The organism is Streptomyces sp. NBC_00885, from assembly GCF_045207475.1.
Taxonomy (GTDB): domain Bacteria; phylum Actinomycetota; class Actinomycetes; order Streptomycetales; family Streptomycetaceae; genus Streptomyces.
The window spans coordinates 3,001,039-3,022,596 of record NZ_CP108796.1 but is presented as its reverse complement, the minus strand read 5'-3'; the positions used below and the strand labels follow the sequence as shown (position 1 = coordinate 3,022,596).

The 21,558-nt window shown below is 68.9% G+C and carries 17 protein-coding genes; 11 read left to right on the top strand and 6 right to left on the bottom strand.

Annotated elements, in window-relative coordinates; genetic code table 11:
- Nucleotides 1-140: 140 nt before the first annotated feature.
- The 6 genes from OHA61_RS13260 to OHA61_RS13235 all read left to right on the top strand — a co-directional run bounded on the left by OHA61_RS13260 (nucleotide 141) and on the right by OHA61_RS13235 (nucleotide 9,968).
- Nucleotides 141-902, top strand: coding sequence for an isoprenyl transferase (locus OHA61_RS13260; RefSeq protein WP_266487006.1), 762 nt, complete (start codon nucleotides 141-143; stop codon nucleotides 900-902).
- A gap of 296 nt (nucleotides 903-1,198) precedes the next feature.
- Nucleotides 1,199-2,521: a PhoH family protein gene (locus OHA61_RS13255; protein WP_406303229.1), complete on the top strand. Its 1,323-nt coding sequence runs from the start codon at nucleotides 1,199-1,201 to the stop codon at nucleotides 2,519-2,521.
- Between the two features lie 406 nt (nucleotides 2,522-2,927).
- Nucleotides 2,928-3,620 (top strand): transglycosylase SLT domain-containing protein, encoded by a 693-nt coding sequence (locus tag OHA61_RS13250; protein ID WP_361910039.1) that lies wholly within the window; start codon nucleotides 2,928-2,930, stop codon nucleotides 3,618-3,620.
- A gap of 117 nt (nucleotides 3,621-3,737) precedes the next feature.
- Nucleotides 3,738-5,102, top strand: a complete 1,365-nt coding sequence (locus tag OHA61_RS13245; protein ID WP_406303228.1) for an AI-2E family transporter — start codon at nucleotides 3,738-3,740, stop codon at nucleotides 5,100-5,102.
- Between the two features lie 211 nt (nucleotides 5,103-5,313).
- Nucleotides 5,314-8,679: a PQQ-binding-like beta-propeller repeat protein gene (locus tag OHA61_RS13240; RefSeq protein WP_406303227.1), complete on the top strand. Its 3,366-nt coding sequence runs from the start codon at nucleotides 5,314-5,316 to the stop codon at nucleotides 8,677-8,679.
- A 14-nt stretch (nucleotides 8,680-8,693) separates the two neighbouring features.
- Nucleotides 8,694-9,968 (top strand): hypothetical protein, encoded by a 1,275-nt coding sequence (locus OHA61_RS13235; RefSeq protein WP_406303226.1) that lies wholly within the window; start codon nucleotides 8,694-8,696, stop codon nucleotides 9,966-9,968.
- A 67-nt stretch (nucleotides 9,969-10,035) separates the two neighbouring features.
- On the opposite strand, the gene OHA61_RS13230 is transcribed toward OHA61_RS13235, so the two are convergent.
- Both OHA61_RS13230 and OHA61_RS13225 read right to left on the bottom strand, forming a co-directional pair.
- Nucleotides 10,036-10,569 carry an alkyl hydroperoxide reductase gene (locus OHA61_RS13230; protein WP_406307340.1) on the bottom strand — a complete coding sequence of 178 codons (534 nt, stop codon included), beginning with the start codon at nucleotides 10,567-10,569 and terminating at the stop codon, nucleotides 10,036-10,038.
- A 5-nt stretch (nucleotides 10,570-10,574) separates the two neighbouring features.
- On the bottom strand, nucleotides 10,575-11,129 hold the full coding sequence (locus tag OHA61_RS13225) for a peroxiredoxin (protein ID WP_324987583.1): 555 nt from the start codon (nucleotides 11,127-11,129) through the stop codon (nucleotides 10,575-10,577).
- 150 nt (nucleotides 11,130-11,279) lie between these two features.
- Between OHA61_RS13225 and OHA61_RS13220 the strand changes: the two genes are divergently transcribed.
- The 4 genes from OHA61_RS13220 (at nucleotide 11,280) to OHA61_RS13205 (ending at nucleotide 14,241) form a co-directional block, all read left to right on the top strand.
- Entirely contained in the window at nucleotides 11,280-12,230 is a 951-nt protein-coding gene (locus tag OHA61_RS13220) for a hydrogen peroxide-inducible genes activator (protein WP_406303225.1), read from the top strand.
- Between the two features lie 222 nt (nucleotides 12,231-12,452).
- A complete protein-coding gene (locus OHA61_RS13215; protein ID WP_406303224.1) occupies nucleotides 12,453-13,388 on the top strand; it encodes a MarR family transcriptional regulator in 936 nt (311 codons plus the stop codon).
- 41 nt (nucleotides 13,389-13,429) lie between these two features.
- A complete protein-coding gene (locus OHA61_RS13210; protein ID WP_266487018.1) occupies nucleotides 13,430-13,804 on the top strand; it encodes a roadblock/LC7 domain-containing protein in 375 nt (124 codons plus the stop codon).
- 5 nt (nucleotides 13,805-13,809) lie between these two features.
- The gene (locus OHA61_RS13205; RefSeq protein ID WP_324987576.1) at nucleotides 13,810-14,241 is read left to right on the top strand and encodes a hypothetical protein; all 432 of its coding nucleotides are present in this window, start codon (nucleotides 13,810-13,812) and stop codon (nucleotides 14,239-14,241) included.
- 151 nt (nucleotides 14,242-14,392) lie between these two features.
- Here the strand turns inward: OHA61_RS13205 and OHA61_RS13200 are convergent, their stop codons facing one another.
- Both OHA61_RS13200 and OHA61_RS13195 read right to left on the bottom strand, forming a co-directional pair.
- Nucleotides 14,393-14,617 carry a hypothetical protein gene (locus tag OHA61_RS13200; RefSeq protein ID WP_324987574.1) on the bottom strand — a complete coding sequence of 75 codons (225 nt, stop codon included), beginning with the start codon at nucleotides 14,615-14,617 and terminating at the stop codon, nucleotides 14,393-14,395.
- On the bottom strand, nucleotides 14,614-15,549 hold the full coding sequence (locus OHA61_RS13195) for an SPFH domain-containing protein (protein WP_361907835.1): 936 nt from the start codon (nucleotides 15,547-15,549) through the stop codon (nucleotides 14,614-14,616). Before OHA61_RS13195 ends, OHA61_RS13200 begins: the two co-directional genes overlap by 4 nt.
- A 249-nt stretch (nucleotides 15,550-15,798) precedes the next feature.
- On the opposite strand from OHA61_RS13195, the gene OHA61_RS13190 reads away from it, so the two are divergent.
- The gene (locus tag OHA61_RS13190; RefSeq protein ID WP_406303223.1) at nucleotides 15,799-18,018 is read left to right on the top strand and encodes a transglycosylase domain-containing protein; all 2,220 of its coding nucleotides are present in this window, start codon (nucleotides 15,799-15,801) and stop codon (nucleotides 18,016-18,018) included.
- Between the two features lie 67 nt (nucleotides 18,019-18,085).
- Here the strand turns inward: OHA61_RS13190 and OHA61_RS13185 are convergent, their stop codons facing one another.
- On the bottom strand, nucleotides 18,086-19,570 hold the full coding sequence (locus tag OHA61_RS13185) for a catalase (RefSeq protein ID WP_406303222.1): 1,485 nt from the start codon (nucleotides 19,568-19,570) through the stop codon (nucleotides 18,086-18,088).
- 87 nt (nucleotides 19,571-19,657) lie between these two features.
- Nucleotides 19,658-21,508 (bottom strand): SpoIIE family protein phosphatase, encoded by a 1,851-nt coding sequence (locus OHA61_RS13180; RefSeq protein WP_324987566.1) that lies wholly within the window; start codon nucleotides 21,506-21,508, stop codon nucleotides 19,658-19,660.
- Between the last annotated feature and the right edge of the window lie 50 nt (nucleotides 21,509-21,558).

The following is a 21,558-nucleotide window of genomic DNA, read 5'->3' as shown; positions in this document are numbered from 1 at the left end:
TCAGGGACTGTGCTGCATCTCCCGGGGACTGAGACATCAGCGGCCGGCGCCGCGGAGCCCCGGGACGCCCCCTACGCCCTGCGGCGTGGGGGGACCCGACAAAGGGCCGGTGCGCCCGACAGAACCGAGAGGTGAACTCAGTGAACTTGCGCGACCTGGTGTACGGGCTCTACGCACGCCGGGTGGAAGGCCGCCTCGACCACGCCCAGGTGCCCAAGCACATCGGCGTCATCCTCGACGGCAACCGTCGCTGGGCCAAGGCGTCCGGCGGCACCGCCGCGCAGGGCCACAAGGCCGGGGCCGACAAGATCTCCGAGTTCCTGGGCTGGTGCCACGAGACCGATGTCGAGGTCGTCACGCTGTGGATGCTGTCCACGGACAACTTCGACCGGCCCGAGGACGAACTGATCCCGCTGCTCGGCATCATCGAGGACACGGTCCGCGGCCTGGCCGCCGACGGCCGCTGGCGCGTCCATCACGTGGGCACGCTCGACCTGCTGCCCGCCCGCACCCAGTCCGTACTGAAGGAAGCCGAGCAGGCGACCGTAGGCATCGACGGCATACTCGTGAACGTCGCCGTCGGCTACGGAGGCCGCCAGGAGATCGCGGACGCCGTCCGCTCCCTGCTGCTGGAGCACGCCAGCAAGGGTACGAGCTTCGAGGAGCTCGCCGAGATCGTCGACGTCGAGCACATCTCCGAGCACCTCTACACCCGTGGCCAGCCCGACCCCGACCTGGTCATCCGCACCAGCGGCGAGCAGCGTCTGTCCGGATTCATGCTCTGGCAGAGCGCCCACTCCGAGTACTACTTCTGCGAAGTCTTCTGGCCGGCCTTCCGCAAGGTCGACTTCCTGCGCGCGCTGCGCGACTACGCGGCGCGTCACCGCCGCTACGGCTCCTGACGGGATTCCCGCGGCTCACGTACACCCGGGTGAGTGCTGTTACCCCCTGTTCATCCTTGCGCCGTCATATGCCATGGCATGGCTGCGCATGTTCGAGGGAATATCCCTTCCAGAGTGAGTGGCATGGAGTCCGCTCACCCGGGAGGCCCTTTGCACCAGGACGACCGTGCAGCACCTGTACGGACGACGGGGAGGGCCGGTGCTCGGCCCGCGCATCGGCGCCCGAGCCCGGCCCCATCCCCCCGCGACGCCGTCGCAGTCGCACCCCGACCTGATCCGAGGGGGTACGTCCTTCCGTGGTGACCAGCACAAAGCGCCGCATGCCCGACAGGCGCACCTATGTTCTCGACACCAGCGTCCTGCTGGCCGACCCGAACGCTCTGACCCGCTTCGACGAGCATGAAGTGGTGCTCCCGATCGTGGTCATCACAGAGCTGGAGGCCAAGAGGCACCATCCGGAGCTCGGTTACTTCGCCCGCCAGGCGCTGCGCCTGCTGGACGACTACCGGATCCGGTTCGGACGTCTCGACGCCCCCATCCCCATGGGCGACCTCGGAGGCACGCTCCGTGTCGAGCTCAACCACTCCGATCCCGGCGTCCTTCCGGCCGGCTTCCGATTGGGGGACAACGACTCACGGATCCTGGCGGTAGCACGCAACCTCCAGGCCGAGGGGTACGACGTCACGGTCGTCTCCAAGGATCTGCCCCTGCGTATCAAGGCCTCGTCCGTCGGCCTGCTCGCCGAGGAGTACCGCGCCGAGCTCGCCATCACCGACTCCGGCTGGACCGGTATGTCGGAACTGCCGCTCTCCGCCGAACAGGTGGACCTGCTGTACGGAGAGGAGACGCTGTACGTCCCCGAGGCGGCCGAACTGCCCGTCCACACGGGTCTCGTCCTGCAGTCCGAGCGGGGCAAGGCGCTGGGCCGGGTCTCGGCCGAGGGCAATGTGCGGCTGGTGCGCGGCGACCGGGAGGCCTTCGGCATCCACGGCCGCAGCGCCGAGCAGCGCATCGCACTCGATCTGCTCCTCGACCCGGACGTCGGCATCGTCTCGCTGGGCGGCCGGGCCGGCACCGGAAAGTCGGCGCTGGCCCTGTGCGCCGGTCTCGAGGCGGTCCTGGAGCGCAGACAGCATCAGAAGGTGATGGTCTTCCGGCCGTTGTACGCCGTGGGCGGGCAGGAGCTCGGCTATCTGCCGGGCTCCGAGGCCGAGAAGATGAGCCCCTGGGCGCAGGCCGTCTTCGACACGCTCTCGGCCGTGGCGGGCCGAGAGGTCATCGAGGAGGTGCTGGGGCGCGGCATGCTCGAGGTCCTGCCGCTCACCCACATCCGCGGCCGCTCGCTGCACGACGCGTTCGTCATCGTCGACGAGGCCCAGTCCCTGGAACGGAACGTCCTGCTGACTGTTCTGTCCCGTATCGGGGCCAATTCCCGGGTTGTTCTCACGCATGACGTGGCACAACGGGACAATCTGCGCGTAGGCCGATATGACGGAGTAGTCGCCGTCGTCGAGAAGTTGAAGGGCCATCCGCTCTTCGCGCATGTCACTCTCACCCGCTCCGAGCGCTCCCAGATTGCCGCGCTTGTGACCGAAATGCTGGAGGAAGGCCACATCTAGTACGGAATGCAAGAGGTTGGGGCAGTGCAGCAGTTGGCGCCGCCCGGCAAAGCGCAAGAGCGTAGCCGGGCGGCGTCGTGCTGTCCGCCGGTTTCCGTAAAACCCGTGACCCAAACGGCGTGTGACCTTTCACACGTAACGAAGAATTGCCTTGCGGCGTCGGCTTCCGGCAGAGTCTTGCTTCCGTCAGGCCCCGCATACGGCACACCAGCACCACCAGGTGCACCGCACCACACAACTCAAGATCTGCCGTCGTATGCCGCCCGCGAGCATCATGCGGCTTCTCCCGGAAGGGAGTTGCCCACCGGGCCCGCGCCTCCCGTGACCCAAGCAAGGGGAGGCCAGCGCCAGGGGCACGATTGCGCCCGCGAGGTCACCTATGCGGGCGTTGCTGGAAGGACACCGTGTGAGCCGGATCTCGGTCCGGGGATTCGCCGTGGCATCTGCCACTGCGGTCACCACCGTCGGCGCCGTCGTGGGCGTTGCGTCGGGCAATGCCCAGCCCTCGGGCGACAACCTCGAGGCAACGGCAGCCGACGCGACTCTCCTCGCAGACATACCCGTGGGTCAGCAGGCCCAGATTCAGGTCTCGTCCCTGACGCAGCAGGCCGACGCACAGGCCGCTGCCGCCGACGCGGCCGCGAAGAAGTCTGCCGAGGAAGCCGCTCGCATCCAGGCCGCCAAGACCGCCAAGGCGAAGAAGGAAGCCGCCGAGGAGCAGGCGGAGCGCGAGGCCGAGGAGAAGGCCGCGCGCGCCAGCCGCGACTCCGTGCGCGACGCGTCGAGCTTCTCCGCGAAGAGCTCGTACTCCGTCTCCGAGGTCCAGGCAATCGCACGGCAGATGGTCCCCGGTGACCAGTTCCAGTGCTTCAGCAACATCGTGGACCACGAGTCCAGCTGGAACTACCAGGCGCAGAACGCCTCTTCCGGCGCCTACGGTCTCGTCCAGGCACTGCCCGGCTCGAAGATGTCCTCGGCCGGCGCCGACTGGCAGACCAACCCGGCCACCCAGATCAAGTGGGGCCTGAACTACATGAACGAGCGCTACGGCAGCCCCTGCGGCGCGTGGTCGTTCTGGCAGGCCAACAACTGGTACTAGATCCGGCCGCCGCTCAACTTCGCGGAGCCCCTCACCGTCATACGGTGGGGGGCTTCGTGCGTGTACCGTCGGGTTCGAAAAGCTCCGGGGGGAGTGGTGGGGGGAAGAGAGAAGATCATGTCAAGACTGCCAGGATGGCTTGCCGGTATGGGCGCCTCTCTGACCCGGATCGGCGAGCACCTGGAGGAACGGCGCACCGAGGCGGCCAGGGACGACGTGCCCGATGTCGTCGTGTCCGATGTCGCTGTGCCTGACGTTGTCGTGCCCGATGCCGCGCCGTCGGCTCCGGGAAGCGTCCCGCCACCGCCCTCGTACGCCCCCGCCATAGCCGCGAAGCCCGATCCCGTCGCGGCCATCCCCTGGGGCATCCGCGTCGCGGCCGAGGCCGGCTGGCGGCTGCTCGTACTGGCAGGCACGCTGTGGGTGTTGATCCGCGTCATCAGCGCCGTGCAACTGGTCGTCCTCGCCTTCGTCGCCGCGCTGCTCGTCACCGCGCTGCTCCAGCCCACCGTGGCCCGGCTGAAGAGATGGGGCCTGCCGCGCGGACTGGCCACCGCCGTCACCGCGATCGCCGGCTTCGTCGTCATGGGCCTGGTCGGCTGGTTCGTGGTCTGGCAGGTCATGGACAACCTCGACGATCTCTCCGACCGGGTCAGGGACGGCATCGAGGAGCTCAAGCGCTGGCTGCTCGACAGCCCCTTCCATGTCACCGAGCAGCAGATCAACGACATAGCCAAGAACCTCAGCGACACCATCGGGACCAACACCGAGGAGATCACCTCGGCCGGTCTGCAGGGTGTGACGGTGATGGTGGAGATCCTCACCGGAATACTGCTGGCGATGTTCTCCACGCTCTTCCTGCTGTACGACGGCAAGCGCATCTGGCAGTGGGTGCTCAAGCTGGTCCCTGCACAGGCCCGCGAGGGTGTCGCCGGAGCCGGTCCGCGGGCCTGGCGCACACTGACCGCCTATGTGCGCGGAACGGTGATAGTGGCGCTGATCGACGCGATCTTCATCGGCCTCGGCATCTACTTCCTCGATGTCCCGATGGCCGTCCCGCTGGCCGTGTTCATCTTCCTGTTCGCCTTCATCCCGCTCGTCGGCGCGGTCGTCTCGGGCGCGCTGGCGGTCGTCGTCGCGCTCGTCACCCAGGGCGTGTTCACCGCGCTGATGGTCCTGATCGTCGTGCTGGCCGTCCAGCAGATCGAAGGCCATGTGCTGCAGCCGTTCATCCTGGGCCGCGCGGTGCGGGTCCATCCTCTCGCCGTCGTCCTCGCGGTCGCGGCGGGCGGCCTGACCGCGGGCATCGGCGGCGCGGTGGTGGCGGTGCCGCTGGTGGCGGTGACCAACACGGTGGTCGGTTATCTGCGCGCGTACAGCAAGGAGCAGGCGCTGCGGGCCGCGCAGCCGCCGCACGGTGCCACGGCGATCGACCTCGCCCCTACTCCGGTGCCGGTATCTCCGGGGGCGCAGGAGGTGTAGGACTGCTCGACAGCTGCGGCGGACATGGCGCAACTCCTGGTGGCCCGGTGTCGAGAGGTTCGTCGCACGCCGGTGCCGCCCCCGTGCCCGGTGCGTAATGCGCAACTGACCGCACGAACGGTGAACCGGGCGCTGAACTCTTCCGAACAGCCTGATGAAAGTCGTTCATTACTGACCGGAAACCGAACAGTGGTGGCTAGCGTCCGCTGCCATGAAACACATACGCACAGCAGCGGGGCTCGCCCTCGCGCTGCTGTTCCTCGTGCTGGGCATCGGCGCCCAGCCCGCACTTGCGCATGTCTCCCGCGAGCATGCCGAACTCGTCGTCGCCACCGGCGACAACGTCACCAGCGGCCGCCTCATCGTGCACCGCGACCTGGTGTCCCCCGCGGGGGCCGGAGCCTGGGCGTCCTCGATGCTGCAGGCCGGCTGCCCGGCCACCGGCTCGGGCGTGCCCGGCGACGACGGCGGGGTCCCCGGTGGTGTCGTCATCGAACTGGCGTGGAGCTGCCACATCGACGCGCTCGACCTGAGCGCGCTGATCGAGAAGGGCGGACTGACCCAGGTCGTCGTCGAGTTCGACGGCACCGCGGGCGACGCCTCCGCCGCCACACCGGTCGTCGACGCCAAGGGCGCGCACGCGCTGCCGACGTTCCCCTGGCTCACCGTCGCGCTCGTCACGGCCGCCGGTGTCGTGCTGCTGCTCGCCGCCTGGCGGCTGCCGTCCCTGGTACGCGCGCTGGGTCGCACCCGGCGCCGGGTCAAGCTGGCGACCGCGGGCGCCGTCGCCCTGTCCTTCCTCGCGCCCCAGGCGGCCGTCGCCGACGACACGGCACCGGCCACCGTCACCGTCGAGGGCACCGTCTTCAAGGACCGCAACGGCAACGGCAAGCGGGACAGCGGCGAGCGGCCCATGCCCGGCGTCGATGTCACGGACGGAGCTGCCTGGGCAACCACCCGCGCAGACGGCTCGTACACCCTTCAGACCGATCCGACGCGGCGCGAGACCGACCTCGTCAGCATCGTCTCGCCCGACGGATACACCCCGGCTCTGCGCAAGGACTACATCCCGCAGTTCTTCCACAAGGTTCCCGAGACCGGCGGCACCGGCATCGACTTCGCGCTCGTACCGGACCGCAACGCCTCGAACCCCACCGAGAAGTGGGTCATGAACTCCGACCCCGAGGTCGGCAACCGCACCGACGCCGAGGCCCGGACGGCACTGCCGCAGTGGACCGGCCAGGTGCAGGCGATGTCCGAGGTCGACGGTGCGACGATGCAGATCGCGACCGGAGACCTGACCGTCACGGACTATGCGGAAGAGCCGCGACGGCAGGGCGGCTACGACCTGTTCAGCAAGGGACTGGAGCAGGGGCGGCTCGGCCACCCCTTCTACCCCGTGATGGGCAACCACGACTTCGGCGGCACAGCCACCTCCAAGGGCTACGCGGGCAGCCTGGAGTACTACCGCCGCAACCTCGCCCCCGAGTGGTACAGCTTCGACCGCAACGGCCGCCACATCGTCGTACTCGAGGACAACTACGACGCCAGCGGGCTGAAGCCGCAGCTGGAGTGGCTGCGCAGGGACCTGGCCCAGCACGCGGTCGGCAAGCAGGTGTTCGTCTTCGCGCACCGCTCGCTGTTCACCCAGTGGGGACCCGGCGCCGGCATGCAGCCGACCATCGACGAGCTGGCCAAGTACGACGTACGGATGGTCGCGGCAGGCCACAACCAGCAGGCCGAGTTCCGGCGCGGTGCCTTCAAGCGGTCGGTCGAGATCAACAACCAGGGCACCTACGGCATCGACGGCGCCCACCCCGACTACAAAGTCCTCGACTTCAGCGGCATCACGGACAATCCGCGCACCTATCGTAACGAGGACACCGGCCACGTGACCGGCATCCACCGGCAGTTCGACATCGACGACGACTCCGCGCTGGTCAGCCCGGCACAGAACAGCGTGCACGGCGCGAGGGCCGGTATCCCAGTCGAGGTGTACGCGGAGGACGACGGCCGCACGCCCGCGAAGGCGACACTGACCGTTCGCAACAGCCGCGGCTACGTGGTGAGCTACGCGACTGTGCGCTTCGGAAAGGGAGCGGCGCGGCCCGGCGTCGAGAACTGCTACACGCCTCCCGGTGGCGAGCCCGAGCCCTGCCCGGACGCACGCGGCGCCTGGACCCGGGCGAGCGGCAAGGTGACCGGGCTGCGGCAGGGCACGTACACCGCCGAGACGGTCGCCTACGACACGCAGGGCAAGAAGTTCCCGGAGGTGAGGAACACCTTCGAGGTCGTACGCGACTCCGAGCTCGCGAAGCCGAAGACCGGGCAGGACTGGCTGCGGCAGGGCGGCAACGAGGCCGGGCGGTCCGCGAGCGGCGACGAGCCGGGCGCGAAGCTCGACCTCAAGTGGGCCCGGCACACCGGCGAGCAGTTCAACCTCAACGGCTCGGTGATCGCGGACGGCAAGCTGATCGTCTCGTCCCGCGCCTTCGACTCGCCGCACAGCATGATGCTCGCCTACGACATCGCCTCCGGACGTGAGATCTGGCGTACGTACCTGGACGGCGACGCCGAGTCGGCGCCGACGCTCCACGACGGCAAGGTGTATCTGACGACCGGTGTGGGACGCGTCTACGCGCTCGACGCCGAGGACGGCACTGTCGCCTGGCAGTCGATCGACCGCGAGGAGACCCACGGCGACACCGTGCGCCGCTACGGCCGCGCGGGCGGACCTGTCAGCGTCTTCGGACTCACGGGCGGGGACGACCGTACGGTCGCCGTCTACCAGGACGCGAGCATGATCCGCTGCCGGGACGCCGAGACCGGCGGGCTGCTGCCCGGCGGGTTCGGGGCGGCGTTCTCCTGGGGCCAGGCTCACAGCACGGCGATCCGCGAGCCAGGCTCCAACACCGCCTATCTGCACTCCATGTCGAGCAACACGGTCATCGCCATGGACCTCGCGAGCTGCAAGCAGCTGTGGGCGAAGGACACCGCGGGCGGCATCGACAGCCACTCGTCGCCCGTCCTGACCGACCCGACGGCCTCGGGCGGCGCGGCGAAGCTGGTGACGAACACGGCTTCCGGCACCCGTGGCCACGACCCGAAGACGGGCGCGGTCACCTGGGAGTCCAAGCTGGGCGGCCGCAGCGTCTGCGAGCCGGGTCCCGCCGCGATCACCAGCCCGGCCGTATGGGGCGCGACCGCCTATGTCGCGGGCCGCGACGGTGTCGTACGCGCCTATGACACGAGTGCGGCCGATCCGTCGAAGCCGGTGTGGGAGTCCAAGTCCGGCTATCTGCCGGGGGAGAGCCCGCTGGACGACAAGTGGCGGGTGGCCATGGGCTGTTCGGTGGGCGACGGTTCTCCGACGATGCACCCGCTGGTGACGGAGTCCCTTGTGTACGTGGGGACGTGGGACGGGCGACTGCTCGTCCTGGACCGGGCCGACGGCAAGCAGATCGCGTCGTACAACCTCGGTGCGGGTGTGGCTTCCGCCCTGGCCGTGAGCGGTGACTGGATCGTCGCCCTGACGGACGACGGCACGGTCCACGCGCTGGCCGCACGCAGGGACTGAGGGGAAGCGCCACTGTGCGATCACTCCGCACCGGGGTGCTGCTCGTCCTGGCCGCCGTCCCCGCGCTGCTCTTCGGCAGCGCGGGGACGGCGCAGGCGCACCCCTTCGGCACACCGCCCGTCGTCAGGGTCGAGGCGACGGGCTCGGCGGTGGACGCGGCCTGGTCCGCGCAGAAGGACGATGTCGCCGTCCTGGATAAGGAGACCGGCGGCGATGTGACGGGCTATCTGCGCTCGCACATCGTCGTACGCCAGGACGGCAGCCCGTGCCGTGTCGAGGGTGCGGGCGGCATGACGCTCCACTTCGTCTGCCCGCGGCCGGTGGACCGGATCACGTTGACGGTCACCGCGCTGACGGACATCAATCCCGCCTATCGCACGCTCTCCGTGACGGATCTGGGCAGCGGGGGACTGCACACGGCGAAGGAGCCCACGCGGGAACTTTCCCTCACATCGGCGGGAAGAGGGAGCAGCAACTCATCAGCGTCCGACGGCAGTTGGACCACCGACCTGGCGTCGCTCCTGGACCGCGGACCGGCCCTCCCGGTGGCGCTGCTCCTCTCGGCGGCCGTGGGCGCGCTGCACGCCTGCGCGCCCGGGCACGGAAAGTCGCTGGCCGCCGGGTATCTGGTGGGCGCCGGTGGCAGACCGCGCGACGCGGTGTGGCTGGGCGGCATCGTCGCGGTGATGCACACGCTTTCGGTCGCGGTCCTGGCCGTCGGCTGGTGGCTGGCGGCGAAGAGCACGCCGGACATGGCGGCCCTGACGGGGTGGCTGCAGCTGATCGCGGCGCTGGTGGTGGCGGGGGTGGGGGCGAGCCTGCTGCGGAAGCATCTGCGTCGGCGCAAGCATCATCACCATCACGACCACGACCACGACCACGGGGATGGGCATGGGCATGGGCATGGGCACGACCACGACCACGGTCATAGCCACGAGATCCCGGACGCGGCGTCCCTGCTCACCTGGCGAGGTCTCGTCCTCCTCGGCGCATCCGGCGGTCTGCTGCCCTCGCCCTCGGCCTTTCTTGTACTGCTGACCGGGCTGCTGACCGGAAAGGTCGGCATCGCGCTGGCGATGGTGGCCGCCTTCGGCGCCGGTATGGCCCTCACGCTCACCGGTGTCGGCCTGATCGTCCTGCGCGGCCGCGACGCTCTGCTGGACCGCGTCTCGCGCTCCCCGGCTCTGCGCACCTGGACGAGAAGGGTTCCGCTATTCGCGGCCTCGGCCGTGGTGGCCGGAGGCACGGTGGCATCGGCGCTGGCGGCAGGCCAACTTCTCGCGCCATAGCGGTCGTTACGACAAAGGCGCCTGCGCCCGGCGCGAAGCCGGGCGCAGGCGCCTTTCGTGCACCGGTCTACTCGGCCAGGACGGCTTCCGCGTCCAGGGTCGTACCGACCGCCTGGATCACCGAGGCGATCTTGAAGGCCTCCTGGATCGTATCGCGGTCCACACCGGCCTTACGGAGCACCTGCTCGTGCGAGTCGAGGCACTGACCGCAGCCGTTGATCGCCGAGACGGCGAGCGACCACAGCTCGAAGTCGACCTTCTCCACACCCGGGTTGCCGATGATGTTCATCCGCAGACCCGCGCGCAGCGTCCCGTACTCCGGGTCCGACAGCAGGTGCCGGGTGCGGTAGAAGACGTTGTTCATCGCCATGACGGCCGCGGCCGACTTGGCGGCGGTGTACGCCTCGGGCGAGAGGTTGGACTTCGCCTCGGGCTCCAGCTCGCGCAGCACCTTCGGCGAGCGCGAGGCGATCGCGCAGGCCAGGACGGTGCCCCAGAGCTGCTGCTGAGGCAGCTCGCTGTTGCCGATGACCGAACCGAGGTTCAGCTTCAGGTCCTTGGCGTAGTCCGGGACCGCGGACTTGAGGGAGTCGAGAGACATCTCGATCACTCGCCCGACAGGAGCGCGACCGGGTCGAGGGTGTTCTCGCCCTTGGTCCAGTTGCACGGGCACAGCTCGTCGGTCTGCAGGGCGTCCAGCACCCGCAGGACCTCCTTGGGGTTACGGCCGACGGAGCCGGCGGTCACCATCGTGAACTGGATCTCGTTGTTCGGGTCGACGATGAAGACGGCGCGCTGCGCGAAGCCGTCCTCGCCCTCGATGCCGAGGTCGCGCATGAGCTCGTGCTTGGAGTCGGCCAGCATCGGGAAGGGCAGGTCACGCAGGTCGGCGTGGTCCTTGCGCCAGGCGTGGTGCACGAACTCGGAGTCGCCGGAGAAGCCGAGGATCTGGGCGTCACGGTCGGCGAACTCGTCGTTCAGCTTGCCGAACGCGGCGATCTCGGTCGGGCAGACGAAGGTGAAGTCCTTGGGCCACGCGAAGACCACTTTCCACTTGCCCTCGTAGGACTTGTGGGTGATCTCCTCGAACTCCTTGCCGCTCTCCAGCGAGACGCAGGCGGTCAGTTCGAACGTGGGGAACTGGTCACCGACAGTGAGCACGCGCTCTCCTTGCACAGGTGGATTTCCCTTGTGGGGTCTTCCAGGGGGGTTGGACGGATCCCGATCCTGGCACAGAGTGCATTGATCACAGAAATAGCTAGACTCGGTCGGCGCGATCGGAGACAGCTATCAGTGGGTGGGACAAACGGGATGAAACAGCCGAGCCTCGCGCAGCTGCGCGCCTTCGCGGCCGTGGCCGAGCATCTGCACTTCCGGGACGCAGCGGCAGCAATCGGGATGAGTCAGCCCGCACTGTCGGGAGCCGTGTCCGCCCTGGAGGTGGCACTGGGTGTCCAGCTGCTGGAGCGTACGACCCGCAAGGTGCTGCTGTCCCCGGCCGGGGAGCGGCTCGCCGTGCGCGCAAAGGCGGTGCTGGAGGCGGTCGGTGAGCTGATGGAGGAGGCCGAGGCGGTACGCGCCCCCTTCACCGGAGTCCTCAGGCTCGGTGTGATCCCGACCGTCGCTCCCTATCTTCTGCCGAATGTGCTGAGGCTCGTGCACGACCGCTACCCCGACCTCGATCTCCAGGTCCACGAGGAACAGACCTCCTCGCTCCTGGAGGGGCTCGGTGCCGGGCGGCTGGATCTGCTGCTGCTCGCCGTACCGCTCGGGGCGCCCGGAGTGACCGAACTGCCGCTGTTCGACGAGGACTTTGTGCTGGTCACGCCCGAGGACCACTGGCTGGGCGGCCGGCAGGACATCCCGCGCGAGGCACTGCGCGAGCTGCATCTGCTGCTGCTCGACGAGGGGCACTGCCTGCGCGACCAGGCCCTCGACATCTGCCGTGAGGCCGGACGCACCGAGGGTGCCCCGGTGACCACGACCGCCGCGGGCCTGTCGACGCTCGTGCAGCTGGTCGCGGGCGGGCTCGGCGTGACCCTGCTGCCGCGTACGGCGGTCGATGTCGAGACCGGCCGGGGCGGGCGGCTGCAGACGGGGTACTTCGCGGAGCCCGCTCCCGCGCGCCGGATCGCCCTGGCGATGCGGGCAGGTGCGGCACGCCAGGGCGAGTTCGTGGAGTTCGCGCAGGCGCTGCGGGAGGCGATGGCGGTGCTTCCGGTCCGGGTGCTCTCCGCCCCGAGACGAGGAGCTGACTCTTAAGTAGGCGGTCGGTTTTCTGATCGACGACGGTCTTTGACCGGCGGGGACATTGCAGCTTCGGTCATATTGCATGACTGGCGGAAGATGCGCCTCCGCGGCTGATACACATACCCCCTCGGTGTCATAAGTCAGGCACCAGTGCGAAATTCATGTGTCCTGAAATTCGTGCGCCCTGAAACTCATGTGCGCTGAATCGATGGGCGCGGCTGCCAAGGGGGAGTGATGCCGGACATTCGCGAATCCCTTCACCGCGCCGGACAGGGAGTGCTCTCTCTCGCGCTGGCCCAGTGCCGCGCGGCCGGATCGACCATGGTCCTGCGGGTGTGCGGCCGGCCGGGCGGCGTGTTCCATCTCCGGCAGGGCAGCGTGGTCGCGGTCGAGAGCCCCGGCGCCCCCGGAATCGAGACGCTGCTGCTGCGCTCCGGCCGGATCAGCGAGGCGGACTGGGCCGAGCTGGTCCCGGCGGGCAGGGAGTCGCGCAGGCCCGTGGCCGAACTGGTGACGCGCGGGCACATCGGCGCCGCCGAACTCCAGGTCGTTTCGGCGATGGCTCTGCAGGACGCGGTCTTCGCCGTCCTCGCGGGAGACATGGGCGACTGCCTCGCCGATCCCAACAGCGGCCCGCTGGTCCCGGTCGGCCGCGGTGAGGACCCGCTGCGGCTGCTCGACGACGCGGTCAGGAAACTCGCCGCTCTCGCCGCGATGCCCCACGCCGTCCTGCCCGACCGGGAGCGGGTCGTCGTCCGCCGCGGCGTCGACGGCCCGGCCGAGGACCTGGCGCCCCACAGGAAGGAGATCCTCTATCTCGCCGACGGCAGGCGCACCCCGCGGGACATCGCCTTCATGATCGGCCGAGGCGTCTATCACGTGACCGTCGAGATCTCCCGGATGCTCGCCGAGGGGCTGCTGGAGCGAGTCGCGCGCAGCGCGGGGACCGGCGTTCCGCGCGTGTGGGCGACGCAGGCTCCGATGCCGCGGCGTCCGGCCGTCGCCCCGCACGGTGGGGACGCCACCGGCGAGCTGCCCCGTCGCACCCCCGGAGCCAGCGGGATTACGGAGAAGACTCTCGCCGCGGACGTTTCCGCGACGAGCTGGAAAGGGCTCTTCCGATTTCGAAGCCGTACCCGGACAGCGAATTCCGGGGTCGCGGACTCCTGAAGGGCCGGGGAAATCAAGCACATGTGCGAGAGGTTCAGTGAATGGATCATAATGCTCTGGCCGGGGAAATGAAGGGACTCCGCGACCAGATACCAGGAATTACCGATACGGCGGTGGTGGCCGTCGACGGGCTGCTCATCGCGGCCGACACCGAGGACGCCATCGAACCGAACGGCCTCGCCGCGCTCGCCGCGGCCGGCCTCGGCCTTGCCCGGCGTACGGCAGCGGCCACGGGCCGCGGATCCCTGCGGCGCACGGTCGCCTACGGAAACCGGGGCTGTGCGGCCGTGTACGCGGTGGGCGACACCGCGCTGATGGTGGTGCTCGGCGACGAAGGGCTCGACGTCGAACGGCTCCACCTCGAATCCCAGCCGATGCTGAACCGCATCGGAGCCATCCTGTCCGGAGGGAAGTAACACGCATGGCGACGAAACGCATGGCCCAGGGGTTCTCGGAGCAAGTCATGGCCCTGGTGAAGGCCATGAGGTCCGAGACGCCCGACTGTCTGGCGGCCGGTGTCGTCGACATGGCGACCGGCATGCTCCTGTCGTACGAGACCGTCGACAGTCACCCGCCGGAGGTGCTGGACCTGCTCGCCGGAGCGACGCTGGACCTGTTCCAGGGGCGCACGGTTGTGATGATCGAGGACGTCTTCAAGGAACGCAGAGGCGTCGATACCGATCAGCACTACTTCCAGGAAATCCTGGTGAACAGCGACAACTTGACCCATCTGTTCATCCGCGGGAACGAGAGCCAGGACGTCGTGGTGGTCGCGGTGTGCCGTAAGTCGGTGAACGTGGGCATGCTCTTCGCCCAGGCCAGGCGGGTGATGAAGGAGTTCGGCGGGATCTGACCCGCCGGTCCCTCGGCGCTGGATGTGGGGCCCGGCCGCACATCCAGCCCGTCCGGCGTTTCGATGACACGGCCGAAGGCCCTGCAGGAGTCTGGGGGAAGGGGCGGGGTGGGGCAAAGAAAGCGGACCCGCGCCACCCGGCGGACGGGAGCTACTCCGGCTCGTCCCGCGGCGCAGCCGCCGGCGGGCGGCCCCGTCGCGGTAGTGGCCCGACGCCGCCCGGCAGGCGCCCCGCGTCCGACAAGGCGCGGCGCAGCACGAACTCGATCTGCGCGTTCGCGCTGCGCAGCTCGTCCGACGCCCATCGCGCCAGTGCCTCGTACACCGCCGGGTCGAGCCGCAGCAGCACCTGCTTGCGTTCGGGCGGCGGCGTCACTGGTAGAGCGTGCCCGTGTTGAGGACCGGCTGGGGCGCACGGTCACCGCACAGCACCACCATCAGATTCGACACCATCGCCGCCTTTCGTTCCGCGTCGAGCTCCACGATGTCCTGCTCCTGGATCCTGGCCAGCGCCGCCTCGACCATGCCGACCGCGCCGTCCACAATCTGCCGCCGTGCCGCGACCACCGCGCCCGCCTGCTGGCGCTGCAGCATCGCGGACGCGATCTCCGGCGCGTACGCGAGGTGCGTGAAGCGGGACTCGATGATGTGGACGCCCGCCGCCTCCACGCGCGCGTGCAGCTCGATTGCCAGCTTCTCCGTGATCTCTTCCGCGTTGCCGCGCAGCGACAGGCCGTCCTCGTCGTGCGCGTCGTAGGGGTACTCGATGGCGATGTGCCGTACGGCCGCCTCGGTCTGCGTCGAGACGAACTCCAGGAAGTCGTCGACCTCGAACAGCGCCTGGGCGGTGTCCTCGACCTTCCACACCACGACCGCGGCGAGTTCGATCGGGTTGCCGTATGCGTCGTTGACCTTCAGGACGGCGGTCTCGTGGTTCCGCACCCGCGTCGAGATCTTGGTCCGCGAGGTGAGCGGGTTGACCCAGCGCAGTCCGTCCGTGCGGATCGTGCCCCGGTAGCGCCCGAAGAGCTGGACCACCCGAGCCTCGCCCGGCGCGACCGTGTTCAGTCCGCACATCGCGAAGAACGCGGCGATCGCGATCACGATCCCGAGGACTATCAGGGCCGCCTTCGTGCCGGCCGTGCCGGCGGAGGCGCCGGTCACGATGAGTGCCACTCCGCCGCCGAGGCCGAGCAGCCCCAGCAGCAGGGCGAGTCCCCCGCCGATGCTGTGGGCCGGAATTTCACGAACCTGTGGCGTCGGCATCTGCGGCAGGTCGTCCACGGTCGAAGTGCTGGTGGCAGGCATGTTCGCTCCCCGTTTGTGCCGTCGGCGACCTCCGCCGACGTCTTAGCATAGTGATATCACTTTAACCGTCTTCGCAACCTTGCGCACCTCTCATGAGTCGGTTCCATGAGACGGGGTGCTGATTCTCACGTCCGGAAAAGACCGGATCGGTTGCCCTTTGTCTGTACGAGCGGTGTTAGCTTTCTGAGCTGATTCCGGGCCGGTTCCGGCCACGAGACCACAGAAAACGACGAGCGGAGCAACGAAGCGATGGGCCGAGCGGACGAGCGGCAGGCCCGGCAGCGCGGCGCGCGCCGGGCGAAGAAAGCCAAGCCAACCGGCATACGGCGCTTCTTCACCTGGAGGAAGCTGCTGGGCACCTTCTTCGGCCTCTGCCTGCTGGTGATGGGCGCGTTCTTCGTGATCTATCTGATGGTTCCCGTGCCCGAGGCCAACGCCCAGGCCGAGATGCAGAGCAACGTCTACAAGTTCAGCAACGGCAAGATCCTCACCCGCACCGGCAAGATCAACCGCGAGATCGTCGGGCTCGACAACATCCCCAAGGACGTTCAGGACACGTTCGTCGCAGCCGAGAACAAGAGCTTCTACAAGGACTCCGGAGTCGACTTCAAGGGCACCGCCCGTGGCCTGATGAACACCCTTACGGGCAAGGGCAAGCAGGGTGGCTCGACCATCACCCAGCAGTACGTCAAGAACTACTACCTGAACCAGGATCAGACGGTCACCCGCAAGCTCAAGGAGCTGGTGATCTCGCTCAAGGTGGACCAGAAGAAGGGCAAGAAGGAGATCCTGGCCGGGTACATCAACACCAGTTACTACGGTCGCGGTGCGTACGGAATCCAGGCCGCGGCCCAGGCGTACTACCGCAAGGACGCCAAGAACCTGAACGTCGCCGAGGGCGCCTATCTCGCCGCTCTCCTCCAGGCCCCCAGCCAGTACGACTGGGCCGTCGCCTCGGAGTCCGGCAAGAAGCTGGTCAAGGAGCGCTGGAACTACGTACTCGACAACATGGTCGAGGAGGACTGGCTCGAATCCGGCAAGCGCACGGGCCTGAAGTTCCCCGCGCCCAAGCCCCCCAAGGCGGCCCCCGGCATGGAGGGCCAGACCGGTTACCTCGTCGATGCGGCCAACGCCGAGCTGGAGCGCCGGGGCATCAGCGAGGAGGAGATCAAGGCCGGCGGCTGGACGATCACCCTCAACATCGACGAGAAGCGCCAGAAGCAAATGGTCAAGTCGGTGAACAAGCAGCTCGAGGAGAGGCTCGACCGCAAGAAGGACAAGGCCGACGCGACCGTCCAGGCGGGCGCGACCTCGGTCGACCCGAAGACCGGTCATGTCGTAGCGCTCTACGGCGGCGTCGGCGCCACAGAGCACTGGCTGTCCAACGCCACCCGCCGCGACTACCAGCCCGCATCGACCTTCAAGCCCGTCGTCCTCGCCTCCGCCCTGGAGAACGGTGCCGAGACCCAGGACGGCGTGAAGATCGGCCTCAACACCAAGTACGACGGCACGAGCAAGCGGCCCGTCGAGGGCAGTGACGTCCCCTTCGCCCCGGAGAACGAGGACGACCGGGACTACGGCATGGTCAGCGTCCAGCGGGCGACGAACAGCTCGATCAACTCCGTCTTCGCGCAGATGATCGTAGACGTCACCCCGGCCAAGGCGAAGGGGACCGCGCTCGCCATGGGCATGAAGGACGGCAAGGGCTGGCCGGAGCAGCCCGCGATGTCGCTCGGCACGATGGGCGCGTCCACCTGGGACATGGCCGGGGTGTACGCGACTCTCGACAACCACGGCAAGCACGTCACGCCGATCATCGTGAAGTCCGCCGAGCACCAGGTCCGCGACGGCTCTCTCAAGACTTACGAAATCGACCAGGCGGTCAGCCGCGAGGCGGCGGACACCACGACCGCCGCCATGACGGGCGTCGTGAAGTCCGGCTCGGGCACCAACGCGGCCGGCGACTACCAGGCGGCGGGGAAGACCGGTACCTCGGAGAACAACCGCTCGGCCTGGTTCGTGGGCTACACCCCCGAACTGGTCACCGCCGTCGCCCTGTTCGGCGAGGACCCCAAGGGCGGGCAGGTCACGCTGACCGACACCGTCAACGAGGGCCGCGCCAACGGTGGTGGTGTCCCGGCGAAGATCTGGCAGCAGTACACGACGGGCGCGCTCGACGACGAGGCCGCTGCCGCCGAGTTCGACCTGGAGGTCGAGGAGGGCGCGACCGCGGACCCGGACCCGACGCCCACCGACACCCCGTCCCAGACGCCTTCGCAGACTCCGTCCAAGGGGCCGACCAAGACTCCGACGAAGAAGCCGACCAAGACTCCGACGGACAAGCCCACCAAGACCCCGACGGACGAGCCGACCCAGACACCGACGGACACGCCGACCATCACGCCGCCCACCGATCCCGGTGACGGCGACTCCGGCGGGCCGAACGCCAATCCCGTCATCAAGCCGTAGCTGTTGCCCTACGACCGTGCCCGTGGATCATTCGATCCCCGGGCACGGTCATGTGTGCGCTGCGGGCTCAGCCGCCGTTCACCTTGCTGGCGATACGGTCGCCCAGCTCCTTGTCGATATTGCGCCAGTACTGCAGCGCCCGGTCCACCACCGGCCTGGAGACGCCGGCGAGCAGATGCCCGCTGACATTCGACACCAGCCGGTCACGGGCCGCGTCGTCGAGCACCTGGCGGACCATGGTGCCTGGCTGGCCCCAGTCGTCGTCCTCGCGGTGCAGCGTGTACGCCTCGCGCACCATCTCGCCGGCCTCCGTCGCCCAGCCCGCCGGCTCGCCGAAGTTCCCTACATCGGCCGCCGGGCCGCCGTAGGAGTTCGGGGCGTAGGGCCGCGCGGTGTTCGCGGCGTCGTACCGCATGGGGCCGTCCTTGGCGTACGAATTCACCTGCGAGCGTGCCCTGTTGGGCGGCAGCTGGTTGTAGTTCGGGCCGATGCGGTACCGGTGGGTGTCCGGGTACGAGAAGAGCCGGCCGAGCAGCATCTTGTCCGGCGACGGGCCGATGCCGGGCACCAGGTTCGAGGGCTCGAAGGCGGCCTGCTCGATATGGACGAAATAGTTCTCCGGGTTCTTGTTGAGCGTCATCCGGCCGACCTCGATCAGGGGGTAGTCGCCGTGCGGCCACACCTTGGTCAGGTCGAAGGGGTTGAAGCGGTAGTCCGGGGCATCCTCGAAGGGCATGACCTGGACGTTCATGGTCCAGCTCGGGGCGTTGCCGGAGGCGATCGCGTCGTACAGATCGCGGCGGTGGACGTCTCCGTCACGGCCGGCCAGATCGTCGGCCTCCGCCTGGGTGAGGAAGTCGATGCCCTGGTCGGTCTTCACGTGGTACTTCACCCAGAACTTGTCGCCGCCGGCGTTGACCCACAGATAGGTGTGCGAGCTGTAGCCGTTCATGTGGCGGTAGTTCCTGGGGATGCCGCGGTCGCCCATCAGCCACGTCACCATGTGCGCGGACTCGGGGGACAGCGTCCAGAAGTCCCACTGCATGTCGTTGTCGCGCAGCCCGCTGTCCGGGCGGCGTTTCTGCGAGCGGATGAAGTCCTGGAACTTCTGCGGGTCGCGTACGAAGAAGATCGGCGTGTTGTTGCCGACCAGATCGTAATTGCCGTGCTCCGTGTAGAACTTGAGCGCGAAGCCGCGGGGGTCACGCCAGGTGTCGGGGGAGCCCTGCTCACCCGCGACCGTGGAGAACCGGGCCAGCATCTCGGTGCGCCTGCCCGGCTGGAACAGGTCGGCCTTGGTGAACTGGCTGACGTCATTGGTTACTTCGAAGGTCCCGTACGCTCCCGCGCCCTTGGCGTGGACCACCCGCTCGGGGACCCGTTCCCGGTTGAACTGGGCCATCTTCTCGATGAGGTAGTGGTCCTGGAGCAGGATCGGGCCGTCGGCGGTGATGGTGAGCGAGTGCTCGTCGCTCTCCACCGGGATGCCGGAGTTGCTCGTCGTGTACGGAGCCTTGGGGGTTGTCTCGGTCACGAGCGTCCTCCCATCCATAAAGGGGACTGCGGTCGCTTCGGCCGTGTGCTCCAGTCAACTCCGCGGCTGCGACAGGGGCAACCTTGGACAAAGTCCACAATTTGGCTACGTACGGGTAGGCAGCTCGAACCAGACGACCTTGCCGGTCGACAGCCGGGTGGCCCCCCACCGTCTGGCCAGCCGGTTCACCAGGAACAGTCCGCGTCCGCCCTCGTCGGTGTCCCGGGCCCGCCGCTGTCTTGGCAGCTGCGGGGAGTCGTCGCCGACCTCGCAGCGCAGTACGTCCGTACGCAACAGCCGCAGCGTCACCGGCCGCTCCGCATACCGCACAGCATTGGTCACGACCTCGCTGACCAGCAGCTCCACCGAATCGCTCAGCTCCTCCAGGCCCCAGCGGGCCAGCGCCCTGCGGGCCAGGCGGCGGGCGCGGCCCGGGGCGGCGTCCTCCGGCTCCAGGAACCAGTACGCGACATCACTTGGCGCGATCCCGTCGAAGCGGGCCGCGAGCAGCGCGATGTCGTCGTCGCGGTCACCAGGACCGAGCATGTCGAGCACGTCGTCGCACAGGGCCTCCAGCGGCGGCGAGTGGTCGGGCCCGGTCAGCTGGGCGGTGGCGGCAAGACGCTCCCGCAGCTGCTCGATCCCCGTCCACACATCGCGCAGCCGGGACTCGACCAGACCGTCGGTGTACAGCAGCAGGGTCGCGCCGGCCGGGGCGTCCAGCTCCACGGCCTCGAAGTCCACCCCGCCCACGCCGATGGGCGCTCCCGGCGGTACGCGCAGCACCTCGGCCCGCCCGCCCAGGTGCAGCAGGATGGGCGGCGGGTGGCCGGCGTTGGCGATGGTGATGCGGTGTGCGACGGGGTCGTAGACGGCGTACAGGCAGGTCGCCATCCGGTCGGTGCCCAGCCGCTGGGCCTGCTCGTCGAGGTGGTGCAGGACCTCCTGCGGCGGCAGGTCGAGCCCGGCGAGGGTCTGTGCGGTGGTCCGCAGCTGGCCCATGATCGCGGCCGAGGTCATGGAGTGACCCATGACATCGCCGACGACCAGCGCCACCCGGCTGCCGGGCAGCGGGATCGCGTCGTACCAGTCGCCGCCGACGCGGGCCGTCTCGGCGGCCGGCAGATAGCGCGAGGCGAGCCGGACACCGGTCGGCTGGGGCAGCGAGTCCGGCAGCATCGTGCGCTGCAGCTCGTCGGCGATGTACGCCTCGCGTCCGTACAGCACGGCCTTGTCGATGCCGAGCGCGGTGTGGGTCGCCAACTGGGCCGCGACCAGAAGGTCGTTGGGCTCGAAGGCGGGACGGTCGGGACGGCGCAGGAAGACGGCGGCGCCGATCACCCGGCGCCTGCCGCGGAGCGGGGCCAGTATCGCGCGATGACCGCTGGGCACCGTACGGCCGTCGCCCAGCAGCTCGGGCAGCGCGGCCCGGGCCGCCGCGGAGTCGCCGAAGACCGGCCGCACCCCGCGCAGCACCTCGGAGAGCGCACCGCCGGACCGCACCTCGCACAGCTCTGCGGTCGGCGAGAGGTCGGTCTGCGGGTCCAGGACGGCGATCGGCACAGCGGCGCCGAGATCGGCGTCCTCACCGGCTAAACGCAGCCTGTCGGTACGGCGCAGGCGCAGCACGAACGGCGAAACGGGCCGTTCGTCGCCCACCGGCAGCGGGTCGCGGAGATAGACGAGGATCGCGTCGGAGAAGGTCGGCACGGTCGCCCTGCACAGCCCGAGGACGATCTCGTCCAGATCTATCCCGCGTGCGATGCGGCGCGTCGCCGCCCCCACGAAACGCAGCCGGTCGCCTTCGCGGCGCGCCGTCCCCGCCAGGTCCTGCGGGGGACCGGCCGGCGAGGGCACGGCCGACGGGCCGGGCGCCTCCGACCGCGGGCGGGTGCGTTCGTGCGGCCGGGCAGCCAGGGGCTGCCGGCCTTCGTGGGAGGTGGGCTGCTCCGTCACTCGTGGGGTTCCGTCCGTCCGGGCCGGTTGTGCGATGCGATCACCTCGTG